This window comes from Streptomonospora sediminis (assembly GCF_054778995.1).
In genome coordinates, this window is sequence record NZ_BAAGYZ010000006.1 from 35,167 (window position 1) to 51,438 (window position 16,272).

The following is a 16,272-nucleotide window of genomic DNA, read 5'->3' on the forward strand; positions in this document are numbered from 1 at the left end:
GGTGGCCGCATGCCCGCCGCGCTCCGCTGCTGCGGGCGGCGCCCGATCTCCGGCGGTGCGCACACGAACGCCCCGGCTCGGCTGCTGGGAGCCGGGCCGGGGCGCTGAGCTGTGGGTTCGGGCTGCGGTGCCCGCTGGGAGGCAGTCCCGGACTACTGACCTCTAGTAAGTCGAGTAGGAAGTGTCCGCCGAGAACAGGGCGATCCCGTAGACGACCCACCAGATGATGCCGAGGACCAGCGCCAAGCCGAAGTAGACCCAGGCGATGATCGTGCAGATGCGCGCGGCCTTGGGGTTGCTCTCGGCCATGGTCAGACCGATGATCGCCAGGATGAGGCCGATCAGCGTGCCGCCGAAGCACAGGCACAGGCCGATCACGTTGGCGATGATGGCGCCGATGGCGCTGCCCTTGCTGGCCGGCTCCTCATAGCCACCGCCGCCGGGAGGCCCGGGCGGGCCGGGCGGGGGCGGCGGAGGGCCGTAGGAACCATTGCCGGGCGGGGGGCCAGAGGGCGGCGGCGGGGGCGGGCCCGTCGGCGGCTGGGGCGGTGGTGCTCCCCATCCTCCACTGCCGTATGGCGGCTGGCCCCCTGACGGACCGTAACTCATGTCTGTTTCCTCCCCGGAAATGCCCTTGAGCGCGCGCTGGTCAGCGCCGCTTGGGTGTCTCGATGATGCTGCCGTTCTGATGCGCTAAAGGCCGTCGCGGTTCCATCGGTACACGGTGGATCAGCAGTGGATCCCGCCCGATGCGGACTTGTAAGAGCGACCGCCTTTGGACATACCGAAACCCCGGCCAGGGCGCTCCGGGTCTCGGAGTCCGTCAGGGCAGCATACGATGCCGCACCCCTGGACCCATCCGCCAGGGCACCGCAGCACGCGGTCGAGCCGCCGGTCGGGGGCTCCGCATTGCGCTGCGCGCGCCTGCGACGGCGCAGAGCAGCCGCCCGTGACCAGGTACGGGCGGCGCTGACCGCCTTAACTTCCACACCGGGATCGTGATACAACCGAAATCCAGTTGGGGCACTTTTTCGCGATCCCGCCGCTGCCGCGCCCGCGCGCCGCTGGGGGCACCGGCGGTGGAGCCGCCGCAGGCAGCAGGAGCGCGGGGCTCAGCCCTCGTCTTCGAGGATGCCGTCGATGATGTCGCCCAGCACCCGCGCGCTGTCGCCCTCGGTGAGGTTGCCCAGCTCGGCGAGTGCTCCCGCGGTATCGACGCGGTCGCCTGCGCGCCCCTCGACCACGCACAGGCGCACGACCTCGCGAGTGGGGATGTGCAGGAACGCCACCTCGTCGGGCGGCGCCAGATCGTAGAGCGTGACTGGGTAGCGGGAGTGGCGGTTGCGCCACTGCTCGGCCCGCTTGAGCACGAATCCGTGCAGCAGCGACTCCAGGACCCCGGGGTCGGCCAGCGCGACGGCGTCGCCGTTGGCGCGGCAGTCGGCGCAGTTGGCCAATTCGGCCTTGAGTAGGCGCCGGGCACCGGGGTGGGTCACGTGCTCGGCGTTGAGCTTGCTTGGGTGTCGGTGCGCCATATGCCTAGCTTAGGACGGCCCCGCGCCCGAGCCGGGCGCCGCCGATGCCGCCACGGCAGGCCGGAGCGGGCCGCGCCGCCCGGCGCCGAGCACCGGGGCGCCGATCGGCGGCGACCGCACATCGCATCCGCGCGCTGGGCGGGTAGGCGCACCGCCGAGGCCGTGAAAGGGGTGTGAGATGAGCGAGAACGTCTTTGTGCTCGGCATGGACGAGCACAACCGCCGAACCTTTGAGGCCATCCCCGGGGTGTCCGAGTACCGGTTCCACCCGCTGCTCAGTCTGGAACGCCTGCACGAGCCCGACTTGGACCTGAGTGCGGTGCTCGCCGAGGCCCGCGCTGAGCTGGACGCTTTCGACGGATCGGTCGACGCGATCATTGGTTATTGGGATTTTCCGGTGAGCACCCTGGTACCGATCCTGTGCGCGGAGCGGGGACTGCCCTCCGCGCCGCTGGAGGCGGTCGTCAAGTGCGAACACAAGTACTGGAGCCGCTTGGAGCAGGCCAAGGTGATCGACGAACTGCCCGGTTTCGCCGAGGTGCCTTTCGATTCCGAGCAGCCGCCTGAGCAGGTGGCTTACCCGATGTGGTTGAAACCGGTCAAGGGATTCTCCTCCGACCTCGCCTTCCGCGTGGAGGACGACGAAGGGTTCCGCGGAGCGCTGGCGAGCATCCGGGACGGCGCCGGCAAACTGGGCGTACCGTTCGAGTGGGTACTGGAACAGGTTCGGCTGCCCGACGCGGTCGCCCACGCCGGCGGCACGGCCTGCCTGGCCGAGGAGGAGGTCACCGGCCGCCAACTGACCGTCGAGGGCTACGTCTACCGAGGCACCCCTTACTCCTACGGCGTGATCGACTCCCTCAATTATCCCGATACCGCCAGCTTCCTCCGCTACCAGTACCCCTCCGACCTTCCCGGCTCCATCGTGGATCGGGTGCGCGAGATATCCGACCGCGTCGTCGTCCAGATGGGGCTGGACTGCACCGCCTTCAACATCGAGTACTTCTGGGACCCCGAGACCGACCGGATCCGGCTCTTGGAGGTCAATCCCCGCCATTCCCAGTCCCACGCCGAACTGATGGCCTACGTCGACGGCCGCCCCAACCACGCCTACGCCATCGAACTGGCACTCGGCCGCGAGCCCGCGATGGAGCACGGCGGCGGCGAACACCCCGTGGCGGCCAAGTGGTTCCTGCGCCGCTTCACCGACGGCATCGTACGCATTGCCCCTGACGAGGACGACGTCGCCGCCATGGCGCGCGATATCCCCGGCACTACGGCGGAGATCCTCGCCAACCAGGGAGACCGGCTATCGGACCTGGAGGGCCAGGACAGCTACAGCTACGTGCTGGCCGTGGTCTACACGGGCGCCCAGGAGACCGAGGGCCTCCAACGCGCCTACGAACTGTGTCTGGCCCGGCTGCCGTTCGAAGTCGAGGAGCCCGAGGCCGCAGGGGCCCAGTGAGAAGGGAGAAGCCGCATGCACCACGTCACGGCACTGCCCCACAAGGTCGCCGAGGACCGGGCGGTCGAGATCCCCATGTCCGACGGCACGCGGCTGGCCGCCCGGATCTGGCGGCCCGAAACCGCCGAGGAGCCGGTACCGGCGATCCTGGAGTTCATCCCCTACCGCAAGCGCGACCTCACCGCGCTGCGCGACTCCACCATCCACCCCTACCTGGCCGGGCACGGCTATGCCTGCGCGCGGGTGGACCTGCGCGGCAGCGGCGACTCCGAGGGCGTGCTGCAGGACGAGTACCTGGAGCAGGAGCTGCGCGACGCCGAGGAGGTGCTGGCCTGGCTGGCGGCCCGGCCCTGGTGCTCGGGCACAACGGGGATGATGGGCATCTCCTGGGGCGGGTTCAACGCGCTCCAGGTCGCCGCGCGCCGGCCGGAGAGCCTGGGCGCGATCGTGACCGTGTGCTCGACCGACGACCGCTACGCCGACGACGTGCACTACATGGGCGGGTGCCTGCTGGGCGACAACCTCTCGTGGGCCTCCACGATGTTCGCCTACACGTCGTGCCCGCCCGATCCGGCCGTGGTCGGCGAGCGCTGGCGCACGATGTGGCAGGAGCGGCTGGACGGCAGCGGGCTGTGGCTGGATACCTGGCTGCGCCACCAGCTGCGCGACGACTACTGGCGGCACGGTTCGGTGTGCGAGGACATCTCCGCGATCCGCGTGCCGGTGATGGCCGTCAGCGGATGGGCCGACGGCTACTCCAACGCGGTGTTCCGGCTGATGGAAGGGTTGGAGGTGCCGCGGCTGGGGCTGATCGGCCCGTGGTCGCACAAGTACCCCCACTTGGGTGTGCCGGGTCCGGCCATCGGTTTCCTGCAGCAGTGCGTGCGCTGGTGGGACCGCTGGCTCAAGGGCGCCGACAACAATGTGATGGACGAGCCGATGGTGCGCACCTGGATGCAGGAGAGCGTGCCGCCCTCGACCGCCTACGAGGAGCGCCCCGGCCGGTGGGTGGGCGAGCCCCGCTGGCCTTCGCCGCGGATCCGCCGCCAGACCCACGCGCTGCTGCCCGACCGCATCGCCGAGCCCGGAGACGAGGCCGGATACGACACCGCCTCAGTGGAGTCGCCGCTGACCGTGGGCCAGTACGCCGGCAAGTGGTGTTCCTACAACGCGCCGCCGGACCTGCCCTACGACCAGCGCGAGGACGACGGCGGGTCGCTGGTTTTCGACAGCGACGTGCTCACCGAGCGGCTGGAGATCCTCGGCTCACCGGTGGCCAACCTGGAGTTCACCGTCAACCGGCCGGTGGCGATGGTGTGTGTGCGCCTGTCCGATGTGGCCCCCGACGGGCGGGCCACCCGGGTGACCTACGGGCTGCTCAACCTGACCCATTCCGCCGACCACGCCGAGGCCCGGGAGCTGGAGCCGGGGCGGCGCTACCGGGCCGCCGTGGCGCTGAACGGTGTGGCCCAGGCGTTCCCGCCGGGGCACCGGCTGCGGATATCGGTGTCGACCTCCTATTGGCCGCTGGCCTGGCCGCCGCCGGAGCCGGTACTGCTCACGGTGGTGCTGGAGGGCAACAGCACGCTGGTGTTGCCGGTCCGCCCCAGCGACAGCGCCGACGAGGTCGCACTGCAGCCCTTCGACGAGGCCGAAGGGACACCCCCGCTGCAGAGCACGCACGTGGCGCTGGGCGACCAGCAGTGGACGGTGGAACGAGACCTGGTCACCTACGAGTCGTCGCTGCGGGTTGTCAAGGATCTGGGCACGGTCCGCTTCGACGACATCGACCTGGAGGTCACCCGGCGAGCCGACGAGGTCTACACCGTGCGCGGCGACGATTTCACCTCGCCGAAGGGCACCACCGAGTGGCATATGCGGTTCAAGCGCGGCGGGTGGGACGTGGAGACGGTCACCAGGACCGAGCTGACCGCCACGCCCGAGGCCTTCCACATCAACGCCATGCTGGACGCCTACGAGGGCGGCGACCGGGTAACCGCGCGCACGTGGAACACGGTGATCCCGCGCGACCACGTTTAGCATGCCCGGCCCGGTCGGGCTGCGGCCCTGCGCGCACGCTCGCGCGCGCCGGGCCGCGGCCGCCCGGCGCGCGCGAGCGGCCGGGTCTCAGCCGCCGGAGTCGATCTTGTCGTGGTAGGTGAGCCGGGTGCGTTCGGTGTGGTCGTTCATCAGGCGGGCGGCCTGATCGGGTTCGCCCGCGGCGATAGCGTCGATGATGCCGGCGTGCTCGTCCCAGGAGGCCATGCCGCGTGAGCGCGCGATGGGTGCGTAGTACCAGCGCACTCTGCGGTCGACCTGTGCGGCCAGCTCGGCCAGGACCCGGTTGCCGGAGGCCTCGATGACGCCGCGGTGGAAGTCGGCGTTGGCGGTGACGACGGAGTCGACGTCGGCGTCCTCGACCGCGGCGACCCCGGCGCGCCACAGCTCGCGCAGTTCGCCGACCTGTGCCGCGGAGGCGGTGGCGGCGGCCAGCTTGGCGGCCTCGGTTTCGAGCACGGCCCGCACTGCGAGCAGTTGGTCGGCCTCGCTCTCGGTGGGGGTGTGTACGAAGGCTCCGTAGCCGGGCCGCAGGTCGACCCAGGCCTCGTTGCTCAGCCGCTGCAGCGCTTCGCGCACCGGCTGGCGCGAGACGCCGAGCTGTTCGGCGAGCTCGCTCTCGACGAGGTGCCGGCCGGGTGGGAACTCCCGGGTGATGATGAGGTTGAGGAGGGTCTCATAGACCGCCTCGCGCAGGGGGACGGGCCGCTGCACCCGCCCGCTCAGCGCGGCCTTCAACGGCTGTGTGGTCATTGCGCCGCTCCCGCCCGTCGCACAATTTCAGGCTTACTGGACTGCATGATGTAGACAGTCTACGAAATCCCGCAAGCCTGCGCTCAGGGCGGCGGCCGCGGGCCTGCGGGCGGCTCGCAGACCCGCGATCGCGCGGAGCGCACCTGGCGATGCGGTGGCCGCAGAGGCCCCTGCCCCCTCTGCGGGCGGAATCCGGTACAGAGAAGAACGCGGGAACTTGCTGTTCACCCGCATTCGCCCGTTCCTTTTCCGCCGAGACCCCTACGCCTCTGGCACGCGCTCAGAATACTGTATACAAATTCGTTCGGGCGAGAGAACGGAGCACAGTATGAGAATCGCCATCCTCGGCGCCGGCGCGATCGGCGCCTACGCGGGAGCGGCCCTGCACCGCGCGGGAGCCGACGTCCACCTGATCGCCCGCGGGCCCCACCTGGAGGCACTGCGGTCCAACGGCGTCCGCGTCCTCAGCGACCGGGGCGACTTCACCGCGCGGCCGCACGCCACCAGCGACCCCCGCGAGATCGGACCGGTCGACATCGTCTTTCTGGGACTCAAAGCCCAGCACTACGCCGCCTGCGGGCCGATCCTGCGCCCGCTGATGGGGCCGAACACCGCGGTGGTCGCCGCGCAGAACGGCATCCCCTGGTGGTACTTCCACGGGGTCACGGGACCGCTGGCCGGCCACCGGGTGCACACGGTCGACCCCCAGGGCGCGGTCAGCCGGGCGATCCCGGTCGAACGCGCCATCGGCTGCGTGGTCTATGCGGCCACCGAGATCGAAGGGCCGGGCGTCATCCGCCACCTGGAGGGCACCCGGTTCTCCATCGGCGAGCCCGACGGCAGCCTGTCCCAGCGCTGCCGCGACTTCAGCGACGCCATGGTCGCGGGCGGGCTGAAGTGCCCGGTCGAGCCGGAGCTGCGCGAGGACATCTGGATCAAGCTGATGGGCAACATCACGTTCAACCCCCTCAGCGCACTGACCCGCTCGACCATGGCCCAGATCTGCCGCGACCGCTCCTCGCGCGAACTGGCGCGGGCGATGATGAGCGAGACCCTGGAGGTGGCCCAGCGCCTGGGCGTGCACCCGCAGATCTCGGTCGAGCGCCGCCTGGCCGGCGCCGAACGGGCGGGCGACCACCGCACCTCCACCCTGCACGACGTCGAGCGCGGCAGGCCCATGGAGCTGGACGTCATCCTCACCGCCGTAGTGGAGCTGGCCGGCCTGGTCGGCGCGCCGGTGCCCACCCTGCGCACCGTCGACTCGGTGGCCAAGCTGCTCAACGCCCGGCTGGCCGACGGCAGCGCGGCGCGCAACGCCGCTTGGGCGATGGCGGCCGCACCGGCCCCCGCGGCCTGAGGACCCGGACCATCCCGGCCCGGACCGCCGGGGCGTGCCACCGCACTCCAGCGCACCCGCCACTCCGGCGCGCCGCCCCTTGCCCGCCGCAGTCGACCGGAGCATACTGTAGACAATATCGCCGCTATCCGCGTTTCCATTACCTTTTCTCTGCGCGCAAGCGCAGCGGCCACGAGACCCAAGCGAGGCCTGAGAAGATGCGATCGGACGACCGCCAGCCCATCAGCTACGAACGCCTTACCCGCCCGCTCGTGCGCGAGGACGGCGAACTGCGCCCCGCCTCCTGGGACGAGGCCCTCGACCGCGCCGCCGCCGGATTCCGCGCCAGTGTCGACCGGCACGGCCCCGACTCCTTCGGAATGCTCTCCTGCGCCCGCGCCACCAACGAGATGAACTTCATGGCCCAGAAGTTCACCCGCGTCGTGATGGGCACCAACAACGTCGACTCCTGCAACCGCACCTGCCATGCACCCAGCGTAGCCGGGCTCTCCGCCGCCTTCGGGTCGGGCGGGGGAACCTCCTCCTACGTCGAGGCCGAAGACACCGATCTGATCATCGTGTGGGGCGGCAATCCGCGCGCGGCCCACCCGATCTTCTTCCAGCACGTGCTCAAGGGCGTGCGCAAAGGGGCGCGGCTGTTCGTCGTCGACCCCCGCCGCACATCCTCGGCGCAGTGGGCCGACCGCTGGCTGGGGCTCAACGTCGGCACCGACATCCCGCTGGCCCACGCGATCGGGCGCGAGATCATCCACGCCGGCCTGGCCAACGAGACCTTCATCCGGCGCGGCACCAGCGGCTTCGAGGAGTACCGCGCACTGGTCGAGCCCTGGACCCTGGCCGCGGCCGAGGCCGAAACCGGCGTGCCCGCCGAGGCCATCCGCGAGCTGGCCCACACCTACGCCACCGCTGAGCGCGCCCAGCTCTGCTGGACCCTGGGCATCACCGAACACCACAACGCCACCGACAACGTCAAGGCGCTGATCAACCTCTCGCTGCTCACCGGGCACGTGGGCCGCTACGGCTCCGGACTGCAGCCGCTGCGCGGGCAGAACAACGTGCAGGGCGGCGGCGACATGGGCGCCATCCCCGACCGGCTGGCCGGGTTCCAGGACATCCTCGACGCCGAGGTCCGCTCGCGCTTCGAAGCGGTGTGGAACTCCCCCATCCAGCCCCGCAAGGGCCGGACCCTGACCCAGATGTTCGAGGCGATGGACGAGGGCGAGCTCAACTCGCTCTACATCATCGGCGAGAACCCGGTGCAGTCCGAGCCCGAGACCTTCACCACCACCCGCCGGCTCCAGCGGCTGGACCACCTGGTGGTGCAGGACATCTTCCTGACCAAAACCGCCGAACTGGCCGACGTCGTACTTCCGGCCAGCGCCTCGTGGTGCGAGTCCGACGGCACCTTCACCAACAGCGAGCGCCGCGTCCAACTGGTGCGCAAGGCGCTGGACCCGCCTCCGGGGGCGCGCGACGACATCGCCATCATGTGTGATCTCGCCGAGCGCCTGGGCCACGCCTGGCAGCGGCCCAGCGCCGAGGAGATCTGGGACGAGCTGCGCAGCCTCTCGCCCATCCACCGCGGCATGAGCTACCAGCGGCTGGAGGAGCTGCAGGGCATCCAGTGGCCCTGTTTTTCCGAGGACACACTGGAGCCGACGTTCCTGCACTCCCGGCTGTGGTCGGCCGACCCCGCCGAACGCGGCGAACCGGCCCCCTTCGGCATCGTGGGGCACTCGCCGCCGGTCGACCTGCTCGACGACGACTACCCGCTGCGCCTGACCACGGGCCGCCGACTGGACGACTACAACACCGGTGTGCAGACCAGCGGGTTCTCCTCGCCCATGCGCCGCGGTGAGCTGCTGGACATCTCGCCCGAGGACGCCCGGCGGCTGGGCATCGCCGACGGCGAGACCGTGCGGGTCACCTCGCGCCGGGGATCGGTGCTGGTACCGGCCTCGGTCGCACCGCAGATGCGCGCGGGGCTGGTGTTCATGACGTTCCACTTCCCCGACCAGACCGACACCCAGCTGCTGACCATCGACGCCACCGACCCCGTCGCGGGAACCGCCGAGTACAAGGCGGCGGCCGTGCGCGTCGAGCGGATCGCCGAAAGCGCCGTGGGTGCCGATGGGGCGGCCGGCCGCACGCCGCAGCCGGCAGCGCCCTGAACTCCGTGACCGCCGCGGTCCGCGGCCGGGGCCGCCGCGTCCCGGCCGCCTCCCGGGTGCCCTGTTCGCCACCCGGTACCCGGGGCGCCGGCGGCCGCCCGCACGACGGGGCGGCCGCCGCTGCGCACGGCTGCGCCGATTACGTTGCGTATCTGTTCTGCGACCGCCGCGCCGCCGGGGCGAACCCGGGCGCGGCGGGGGTTGCCCCCGCCAGCACCACAGGCATACTGTAGCCCGTATACAAAGTCTGTGACCTGGCTTACATGATTCGAGGTGACCGGGGACGTGGACCTGCACTTCCTGGATGCTGTGCCGGAAGACACCGAGCGCGCGGCCGTGGACGCCGTCCTGGGCCCGCCGGAGTCGGGGTGGGACGGCGGCACGCGCCAGGCCGGCGACCTGCGCTTCGCCGCAGGCGGCCACACCGCCCGCGGTAGGCGCGACCTGCTCCTGCCGGCCCTGCACGCCGTCAACGACCGCGTGGGCTGGATCAGCCCCGCCGCGCTCGACTACATCTGCCGCCGACTCACCATTCCACCGGCCGAGGCCTACGGCGTCGCGTCCTTCTACGCCATGTTCTCGCTCAAGGAGCGTCCGCGCCGGGTGGTGCACGTCTGCACCGACATCGCCTGCGCCGCCAAGGGCTCGGCACAGGTCTGCGCGGCACTGACCGAACGCGCCGGCCCGCCGGGCAGCGAGGGCGAACGGCTCACCTGGCACGAAAGCCCGTGCCTGGGCCTGTGCGAACGAGCCCCGGCCGCCCTGTCACTGGAGGCCGGCGACCCGCCCCGCTACAGCGTCGCCGCCCCGGCCGACGCGGCCGACCTCGCTCCCGACCCGGCCGCGACCACCGCCGAGCCTGCCGCGGACGGCGCCGCGGCCCCCCTCCCCCAAGCCGCCGCGGCCAACGGCCACGGCCCTTCGGCCAACGGAAAACGCCCCCGGCGCCGCGCCACCTTCTCCACCGAGACCCTGCCCGGCCCCGCACCCGAACCGGCGGCCGCGGCGGCCGTTCCCCAGGCCGGCGACCCCGACCTGGTCCTGCTGCGCCGCATCGGCGTGGTCGACCCCGCCAGCCTCGACGACTACCGCGCCTACGGCGGCTACGCGGCACTGCGCGAGGCCCTGCGCCTGGGCCCCAGCGGGGTCATCCGCGAGGTCACCGACTCCGGCCTGGTCGGACGCGGCGGCGCAGCCTTTCCCACCGGGCGCAAATGGGACGGCACCGCCAAACGCCCCGAGACCCCGCGCTATGTCATCTGCAACGCGGACGAAAGCGAACCCGGCACGTTCAAGGACCGGGTGCTCATGGAGGGCGACCCGTTCGCGGTGATCGAGGCGATGACCATCGCCGGCTACGCCAACAACGCCGCCAAGGGCTACATCTACATCCGCGGCGAGTACCCGCGGGCGCTGGCGCTGCTGGAGAACGCCATCGAGCTGGCGCACGGCCGCAACCTGCTGGGTACCGACATCCTCGGCTCAGGGTTCGACTTCGACATCGAGATCCGGCGCGGCGCCGGCGCCTACATCTGCGGCGAGGAGACCGCGATCTTCAACTCGATCGAGGGGCTGCGCGGCGAGCCGCGCAGCAAGCCGCCCTTCCCGGTCGAACGCGGGGTCTTCGGCAAGCCCACCGCCATCAACAACGTCGAGACCCTGGTCAACGTGCTACCGATCATGCTGATGGGCGGCCCCGGATACGCGGCCATCGGCACCGGCCGCTCCACCGGTCCCAAACTGTTCTGCGTCTCGGGGTCGGTCGCGCGCCCCGGCGTCTACGAGGTCCCCTTCGGCGCCAGCCTGCGCGACCTGATCGCGATGTGCGGCGGAACCGGCACCGCTCCCGACGGCACCGCGCGGCAACTGCGCGCCGTCCTGCTGGGCGGGGCCGCCGGCGGGTTCGTGCGCGGCGACGAACTCGACATCCCCCTCACCTTCGAGGGTGCCCGCGAGGCCGGCGCCACGCTGGGTTCGGGCGTCGTGCTGGCGCTCGACGACACCGTCGACCTGGCCGCGATCCTAGTGCGTATCGCGGCCTTCTTCCGCGACGAGTCCTGCGGCCAGTGCGTGCCCTGCCGGGTGGGCACCGTCCGCCAGGAGGAGGCGCTGGTGCGGCTCTCGCAGGGCACGGGCCCCCGCCGCACCGACCTCGGGCTGCTGCGCGAGGTGGGCGAGGCGATGCGCGACGCCTCGATCTGCGGTCTGGGCCAGACCGCATGGAACGCGGTGGAGTCGGCGATCGACCGACTGGGAGTGTTCGGCCCGCAGGAGGAGACAACCGTGAAGGAGGTCCGGTGAGCACACCGGTTGCCATTGACGCGCCCCGCCGGCTGGTCGGGATCACCGTCGACGATCAAGAGGTACGCGTGCCCGAGGGCGCGACCATCCTGGACGCCTGCGAAACCGTCGGCACCGACGTGCCGACCCTGTGCTACGGCGACACCCTTACCCCCCGCAACGCCTGCCGGGTGTGCGTGGTCGAGGTCGAGGGATCGCGCACGCTCGTCCCGGCCTGCTCGCGCAAGGTGGAGGAGTCGATGTCGGTCGCCACCGACTCCGAACGGGTCCGCCACAGCCGCAAGATGGTGCTGGAGCTGCTGGGATCGTCGGTGGACCTGTCCACCACGCCCGATATTCCGGAGTGGAACGAGCGCTACGACGCCCGCCCGGAACGGTTCGGTCCACGGTCGGAGCCCGCTCCGCTGGGCGAGCGCGACTCCCGCCGCGCCGGCGAGCACGAGGTCGGCGACGGCGCGGTCGCCGAGACCGTCGAGCAGCCCACCAAGGTCGACAACGACCTCTACGTGCGCGACTACGGCAAATGCATCATGTGCTACAAGTGCGTGGACGCCTGCGGCGAGCAGTGGCAGAACACGTTCGCGATCGGGATCGCCGGGCGCGGCTTCGACGCCCGGGTCTCCACCGAACACGATTTCGCGCTGCCCGACTCCGCCTGCGTCTACTGCGGGAACTGCATCGAGGTGTGCCCGACCGGCGCGCTGTCGTTCCGCACCGAGTACGACATGCGCAACGAGGGCACCTGGGATGAGGACCGCCAGGACCAGACCACCACCATCTGCACCTACTGCGGGGTGGGCTGCAACGTCACCCTGCACGTCCAGGACAACGAGATCGTCAAGGTCACCTCGCCGCACGACAACCCCGTGACGCACGGCAACCTGTGCATCAAGGGGCGGTTCGGCTTCCAGCACGTGCAGCAGCGGCGGCGCGACTGACCGGAGCGGCCGGCGCAGCGGGAGCGGCCTTTCGGGACCGCCGCCACGACTGAAACGGGGCCGGATTGGGAAGGGTTTCCCCGTCCGGTTCCCGCCCGCCTACCGCGCCGGGCACACGGCAACCGGAGGGCTTTTTCCGAAAGGGGCAGGCTGATGGGACGGGTCACGGTCCGCGAGCGGATCCTGCGGATCCGGGACGGCGCCGCCGGCGAGCGCGCCGACACCCTGGTCGCCGAGGAACCGCTGGAGATCCGGGTGAACGGCCGACCGCTCACCGTCACGATGCGCACGCCGGGCCACGACTTCGACCTGGCGGCGGGGTTCCTGGTGAGCGAGGGTGTCATCACCGCGGCCGACCAGCTCGCGACCATCCGCTACTGCGCCGGGGCCACCGACGACGGTTCCAACACCTACAACGTGCTCGACGTCGCACTGGCCCCGGACGTCCCGGCGCCCGAGGCGTCGCTGGAACGCAACTTTTACACCACCTCCTCCTGCGGGGTGTGCGGCAAGGCCAGCCTGGAGGCGGTACGCACCGTCGCCCACTGGTCGGTCGCCGAGGACGGTGTGCGCTTCGGCGTGCCCGTGCTCTCGGCAATGCCCGACCGGCTGCGCGAGGCCCAACGGGTCTTCGACCGCACCGGTGGGCTGCACGCCGCCGGCCTGTTCACTCCTGAGGGGGAGCTGCTCGCGGTGCGCGAGGACGTCGGCCGCCACAACGCGGTGGACAAGCTCGTGGGCTGGGCCCTGCGCGAAGACCGGCTGCCGCTGCGCGGCAGCGCGCTGATGGTCTCGGGCCGGGCCTCGTTCGAACTCGCGCAGAAGGCGCTGATGGCGGGAATCCCCATGCTCGCGGCGGTCTCCGCGCCCTCGTCCCTGGCCGTGGAACTTGCGGCCGAGTCGGGGCTGAGCCTGGTCGGGTTCCTGCGCGGCACCTCGATGAACGTCTACGCCGGCCGGCACCGGATCACCCTGGAGACGGCGTTGATGACGCCGATGGCGGCCCCAGGGTGAATCCGCCGACCGGGCCGGTAGGCGCGAGACCGGCCGGCGTGCATCAGCCCCCTGACGCCGGCCGGTCCCGACACTCTCCCCGCACCGGCCCCGGCGGCCGAACCGGCGCCCGGTCTCCCGGCCGCGGCGGCCCGGCGGCCGAGCGGGCGGTGCCAAGCGGCGAACCTGCGCCGCGCATGGCTGAGGGCCTGCGGCCGGGCCCGGGCGTACGCCAGACCGGCTACTGCTGTTTCCCGGCCTTTTTCGCCGCCTTTTCGCTCTTCTTGAACGCGCGGACCTCCGACAGTGTCCGCTCGTCGACCACATCGGCGATGGAGCGGCGCGCGTCCGGTTCGCCGTAGGCCCCGGCGGCCTCGCGCCAGCCCGCGGCCTGCAGGCCGAATTGCTTGCCCAGCAGCGCCAGGAAGATGCGCGCCTTCTGGTCGCCGTAGCCGGGCAGGGCCTTGAGCCGCTTGAGCACCTCGCGGCCGTCGGGGCCGCCCGCGGTCCACAGCGACCGCGCGTCGCCGCCGTAGTGCTCGACGAGGTGGCCGCACAGCGCCTGGATGCGCCCGGCCATCGAACCGGGGAACCGGTGCACGGCGGGCTGCTGGGCACACAGGTCGGCGAACTCCCCGGGGTCGGCGCCGGCGATGGCGCGCGCGTCGAGGCCTCCCATCCGGTCGGCGATCTTCTTCGGCCCGGCGAAGGCAACTTCCATCGCCACTTGCTGATCCAGCAACATGCCGACCAGCAGCGCCAGCGGCTCCGATTCCAGCAGCGCGTCGGCTTCGGGTTCTTGGACGAGGTGCAACGACGTCATGGCCGCCATTGTCCCAGGCCCGGTGCCCGGCGGCACTCGCCGCGCCGCCGGACGCCGGTGTCCCGGCCGCCGCGGCGGCGCACCGCTCAGCCGTGTTCCTTGGGTACCAGCGTGTAGTCGGGGAAGTTGCCGGGCACGCGCTCGTCGGCCGGGCCGCGGGTGACCGCGTGGACCAGCAGTCTGCCGCCCACGAAGGCGCCGCGCCAGGACGCTCCCCAACCGCCGAACATCTCGTCGCGGTCGCCGCGCGAGCGGGGCCGGTTGATGCCGACCTTGAACGCGCGCACCTCCCCGGCCAGCCGCGCACCCAGGTCGGGGTCGTCGGTGGAGATCGTGGAGACGAGCGCGCCGTTGCTGGCGTTCATGGCCGCCAGCAGCTCGGCCTCGGTGTCGACGAGCACGATGGAGTCGGCCGGGCCGAAGGGTTCGGCGTGGAACAGCGGCGAGGAGCGCGGCGGCTCCAGCAGCGACACCGGTGCCACGTAGGCGTCGGTGTTCTGGCCCGGCAGCAGGTGGGCGTTCTCCACCGAGCCGCGGTAGAGCGGCACCGCCCCGCCGGCGATGGCATCGGCCACCTGGCCGGTGAGGTCCTTGGCCTTGGCGGCGTTGATGAGCGGGCCGAAGTCGAGGTCGGGCAGCGGGTCCTTGGGTGCGGCCACCGCCAGCGGATGACCGAACCGCACCGCGTCCACGGCCGGCAAGTAAGCGCCGAGGAACCGGTCGAACAGGGAACGCTGCACGACGAAGCGGGGGTAGGCGGTGCAGCGCTGTTTGGCGTAGTCGAAGGTCTTGCGGACCTGGCCGGCGAAGGTCTGCCAGTCGCTGTACTCCCACACGCCCCAGCAGTTGAGCCCTTCCTGCTCCAGGATGTGCGGTTTGCCGAGGTCGGCGAGGTCGGTGGCGACCTGGCCGCCGGTGTCGCGGCCGCCGACAAACGACACGCAGCCGATCTCCGGCGAGCGCACCAGCACCGGCGACAGGTTCCGCCCGCCGCCGCTGACCAGGGTGAAGGGCAGCCCTTCGCGGGCGGCCAGGGCCACAGCCAGGGTCAGGCACACCAGGCCGCCGTCGGTGGGGGTCTTGGCGATGGCGGCGTTGCCGGCCAGGGCCTGCACGCACATGGCGTGGGCCAGCACGCTCATCGGATAGTTCCAGCTGGCGATGTTGCTGACCGGGCCCTCCAGCGGGGCCCGGCCCTCCATCATGTCCTCGATCTGCTCCAGGTACCACTCGGATCCGGAGATCGCGCGGTCGACGTCCTGGCAGGCCAACCGCCAGGACTTGCCGATCTCCCAGACCAGGGCCAGGGCGAGGGTGTCGCGGTGTTCGCGCCAAGCCTCGACTGCGGCGCGCACACGGGCGCGGCGTTCGGCCAGCGGGGTGACCCGCCAGGTGCGGTGCTGGTCGGCCGCAGCGCGCACGGCGGCCTCGGCGGTGTCGGCACCGACCATGGGCGGGCCGGCGATCTCGGTGCCGTCGACGGGCGAGACGGCCAGGCGCGGCTCGCCGTCGGCGCGCCACCGGCCGCCCCAGTGGTTGTGCACCCGGTCGGCTGCGAACGCCTCGGGGGCGATCGCACGGCAGCGCTGGTAGAGGGCGTTCCATTCGGTCCCGGGCTTGAGCATGAGGGTCATAGCGTTCCCCTGGTCGAATGCGGTGCTGGGGTACTGCTCAGTGGTACTGCTCGTTGGTGCATTCAGGTGAGTCGGCGATGATCATGGAGAAATTCCCGTCTCAGTTTTTGAATCCGGGTAATTCTGCATGATCAGCAGTGATCCGGCTAGAACAGCGAGCGGGCGATTCCGGCCGTTTCCGAGGGGGTTTTGCCGACCTTGACGCCGGCGGCCTCCAACGCCTCCTTCTTCGCCGCGGCCGTAC

12 protein-coding genes and 1 pseudogene are annotated in these 16,272 nt (G+C 71.3%); 7 read left to right on the plus strand and 6 right to left on the minus strand.

Annotated features, from left to right (window positions below):
• Nucleotides 1-162: 162 nt before the first annotated feature.
• Both ACYVD5_RS02885 and ACYVD5_RS02890 read right to left on the minus strand, forming a co-directional pair.
• On the minus strand, nt 163-609 hold the full coding sequence (locus tag ACYVD5_RS02885; RefSeq protein WP_460999296.1) for a hypothetical protein: 447 nt from the start codon (nt 607-609) through the stop codon (nt 163-165).
• A gap of 503 nt (nt 610-1,112) precedes the next feature.
• Nucleotides 1,113-1,535 carry a hypothetical protein gene (locus ACYVD5_RS02890; protein WP_460999297.1) on the minus strand — a complete coding sequence of 141 codons (423 nt, stop codon included), beginning with the start codon at nt 1,533-1,535 and terminating at the stop codon, nt 1,113-1,115.
• Nucleotides 1,536-1,713: 178 nt separating this feature from the next.
• Between ACYVD5_RS02890 and ACYVD5_RS02895 the strand changes: the two genes are divergently transcribed.
• Together ACYVD5_RS02895 and ACYVD5_RS02900 are read left to right on the plus strand one after the other, a co-directional pair.
• Entirely contained in the window at nt 1,714-3,000 is a 1,287-nt protein-coding gene (locus tag ACYVD5_RS02895) for an ATP-grasp domain-containing protein (RefSeq protein WP_460999298.1), read from the plus strand.
• A gap of 15 nt (nt 3,001-3,015) precedes the next feature.
• Nucleotides 3,016-5,040: a CocE/NonD family hydrolase gene (locus ACYVD5_RS02900; RefSeq protein ID WP_460999299.1), complete on the plus strand. Its 2,025-nt coding sequence runs from the start codon at nt 3,016-3,018 to the stop codon at nt 5,038-5,040.
• A gap of 87 nt (nt 5,041-5,127) precedes the next feature.
• Here ACYVD5_RS02900 and ACYVD5_RS02905 read toward each other — a convergent pair whose 3' ends face one another.
• Nucleotides 5,128-5,811 carry a GntR family transcriptional regulator gene (locus ACYVD5_RS02905; protein WP_460999300.1) on the minus strand — a complete coding sequence of 228 codons (684 nt, stop codon included), beginning with the start codon at nt 5,809-5,811 and terminating at the stop codon, nt 5,128-5,130.
• Nucleotides 5,812-6,139: 328 nt separating this feature from the next.
• On the opposite strand from ACYVD5_RS02905, the gene ACYVD5_RS02910 reads away from it, so the two are divergent.
• From ACYVD5_RS02910 to fdhD, 5 genes are all read left to right on the plus strand, one after another.
• Nucleotides 6,140-7,168, plus strand: a complete 1,029-nt coding sequence (locus ACYVD5_RS02910; RefSeq protein ID WP_460999301.1) for a 2-dehydropantoate 2-reductase — start codon at nt 6,140-6,142, stop codon at nt 7,166-7,168.
• 197 nt (nt 7,169-7,365) lie between these two features.
• The gene (locus tag ACYVD5_RS02915; RefSeq protein ID WP_460999302.1) at nt 7,366-9,339 is read left to right on the plus strand and encodes a molybdopterin oxidoreductase family protein; all 1,974 of its coding nucleotides are present in this window, start codon (nt 7,366-7,368) and stop codon (nt 9,337-9,339) included.
• A gap of 285 nt (nt 9,340-9,624) precedes the next feature.
• Nucleotides 9,625-11,640 carry an NAD(P)H-dependent oxidoreductase subunit E gene (locus ACYVD5_RS02920; RefSeq protein WP_460999307.1) on the plus strand — a complete coding sequence of 672 codons (2,016 nt, stop codon included), beginning with the start codon at nt 9,625-9,627 and terminating at the stop codon, nt 11,638-11,640.
• Nucleotides 11,637-12,578: a 2Fe-2S iron-sulfur cluster-binding protein gene (locus ACYVD5_RS02925; protein WP_460999303.1), complete on the plus strand. Its 942-nt coding sequence runs from the start codon at nt 11,637-11,639 to the stop codon at nt 12,576-12,578. The genes ACYVD5_RS02920 and ACYVD5_RS02925 overlap by 4 nt, the downstream gene beginning before the upstream one ends.
• 153 nt (nt 12,579-12,731) lie before the next feature.
• Nucleotides 12,732-13,592, plus strand: coding sequence for a formate dehydrogenase accessory sulfurtransferase FdhD (fdhD, locus tag ACYVD5_RS02930; protein WP_460999304.1), 861 nt, complete (start codon nt 12,732-12,734; stop codon nt 13,590-13,592).
• Nucleotides 13,593-13,812: 220 nt separating this feature from the next.
• Here fdhD and ACYVD5_RS02935 read toward each other — a convergent pair whose 3' ends face one another.
• From ACYVD5_RS02935 to ACYVD5_RS02945, 3 genes and pseudogenes are all read right to left on the minus strand, one after another.
• Complete coding sequence (locus tag ACYVD5_RS02935) at nt 13,813-14,394, minus strand: HhH-GPD-type base excision DNA repair protein (protein ID WP_460999305.1); 582 nt, start codon at nt 14,392-14,394, stop codon at nt 13,813-13,815.
• An 86-nt stretch (nt 14,395-14,480) separates the two neighbouring features.
• The gene (locus ACYVD5_RS02940; RefSeq protein WP_460999306.1) at nt 14,481-16,028 is read right to left on the minus strand and encodes an aldehyde dehydrogenase family protein; all 1,548 of its coding nucleotides are present in this window, start codon (nt 16,026-16,028) and stop codon (nt 14,481-14,483) included.
• 146 nt (nt 16,029-16,174) lie between these two features.
• Nucleotides 16,175-16,272, minus strand: a pseudogene (locus ACYVD5_RS02945) (succinate--CoA ligase subunit alpha); the annotation flags it as partial.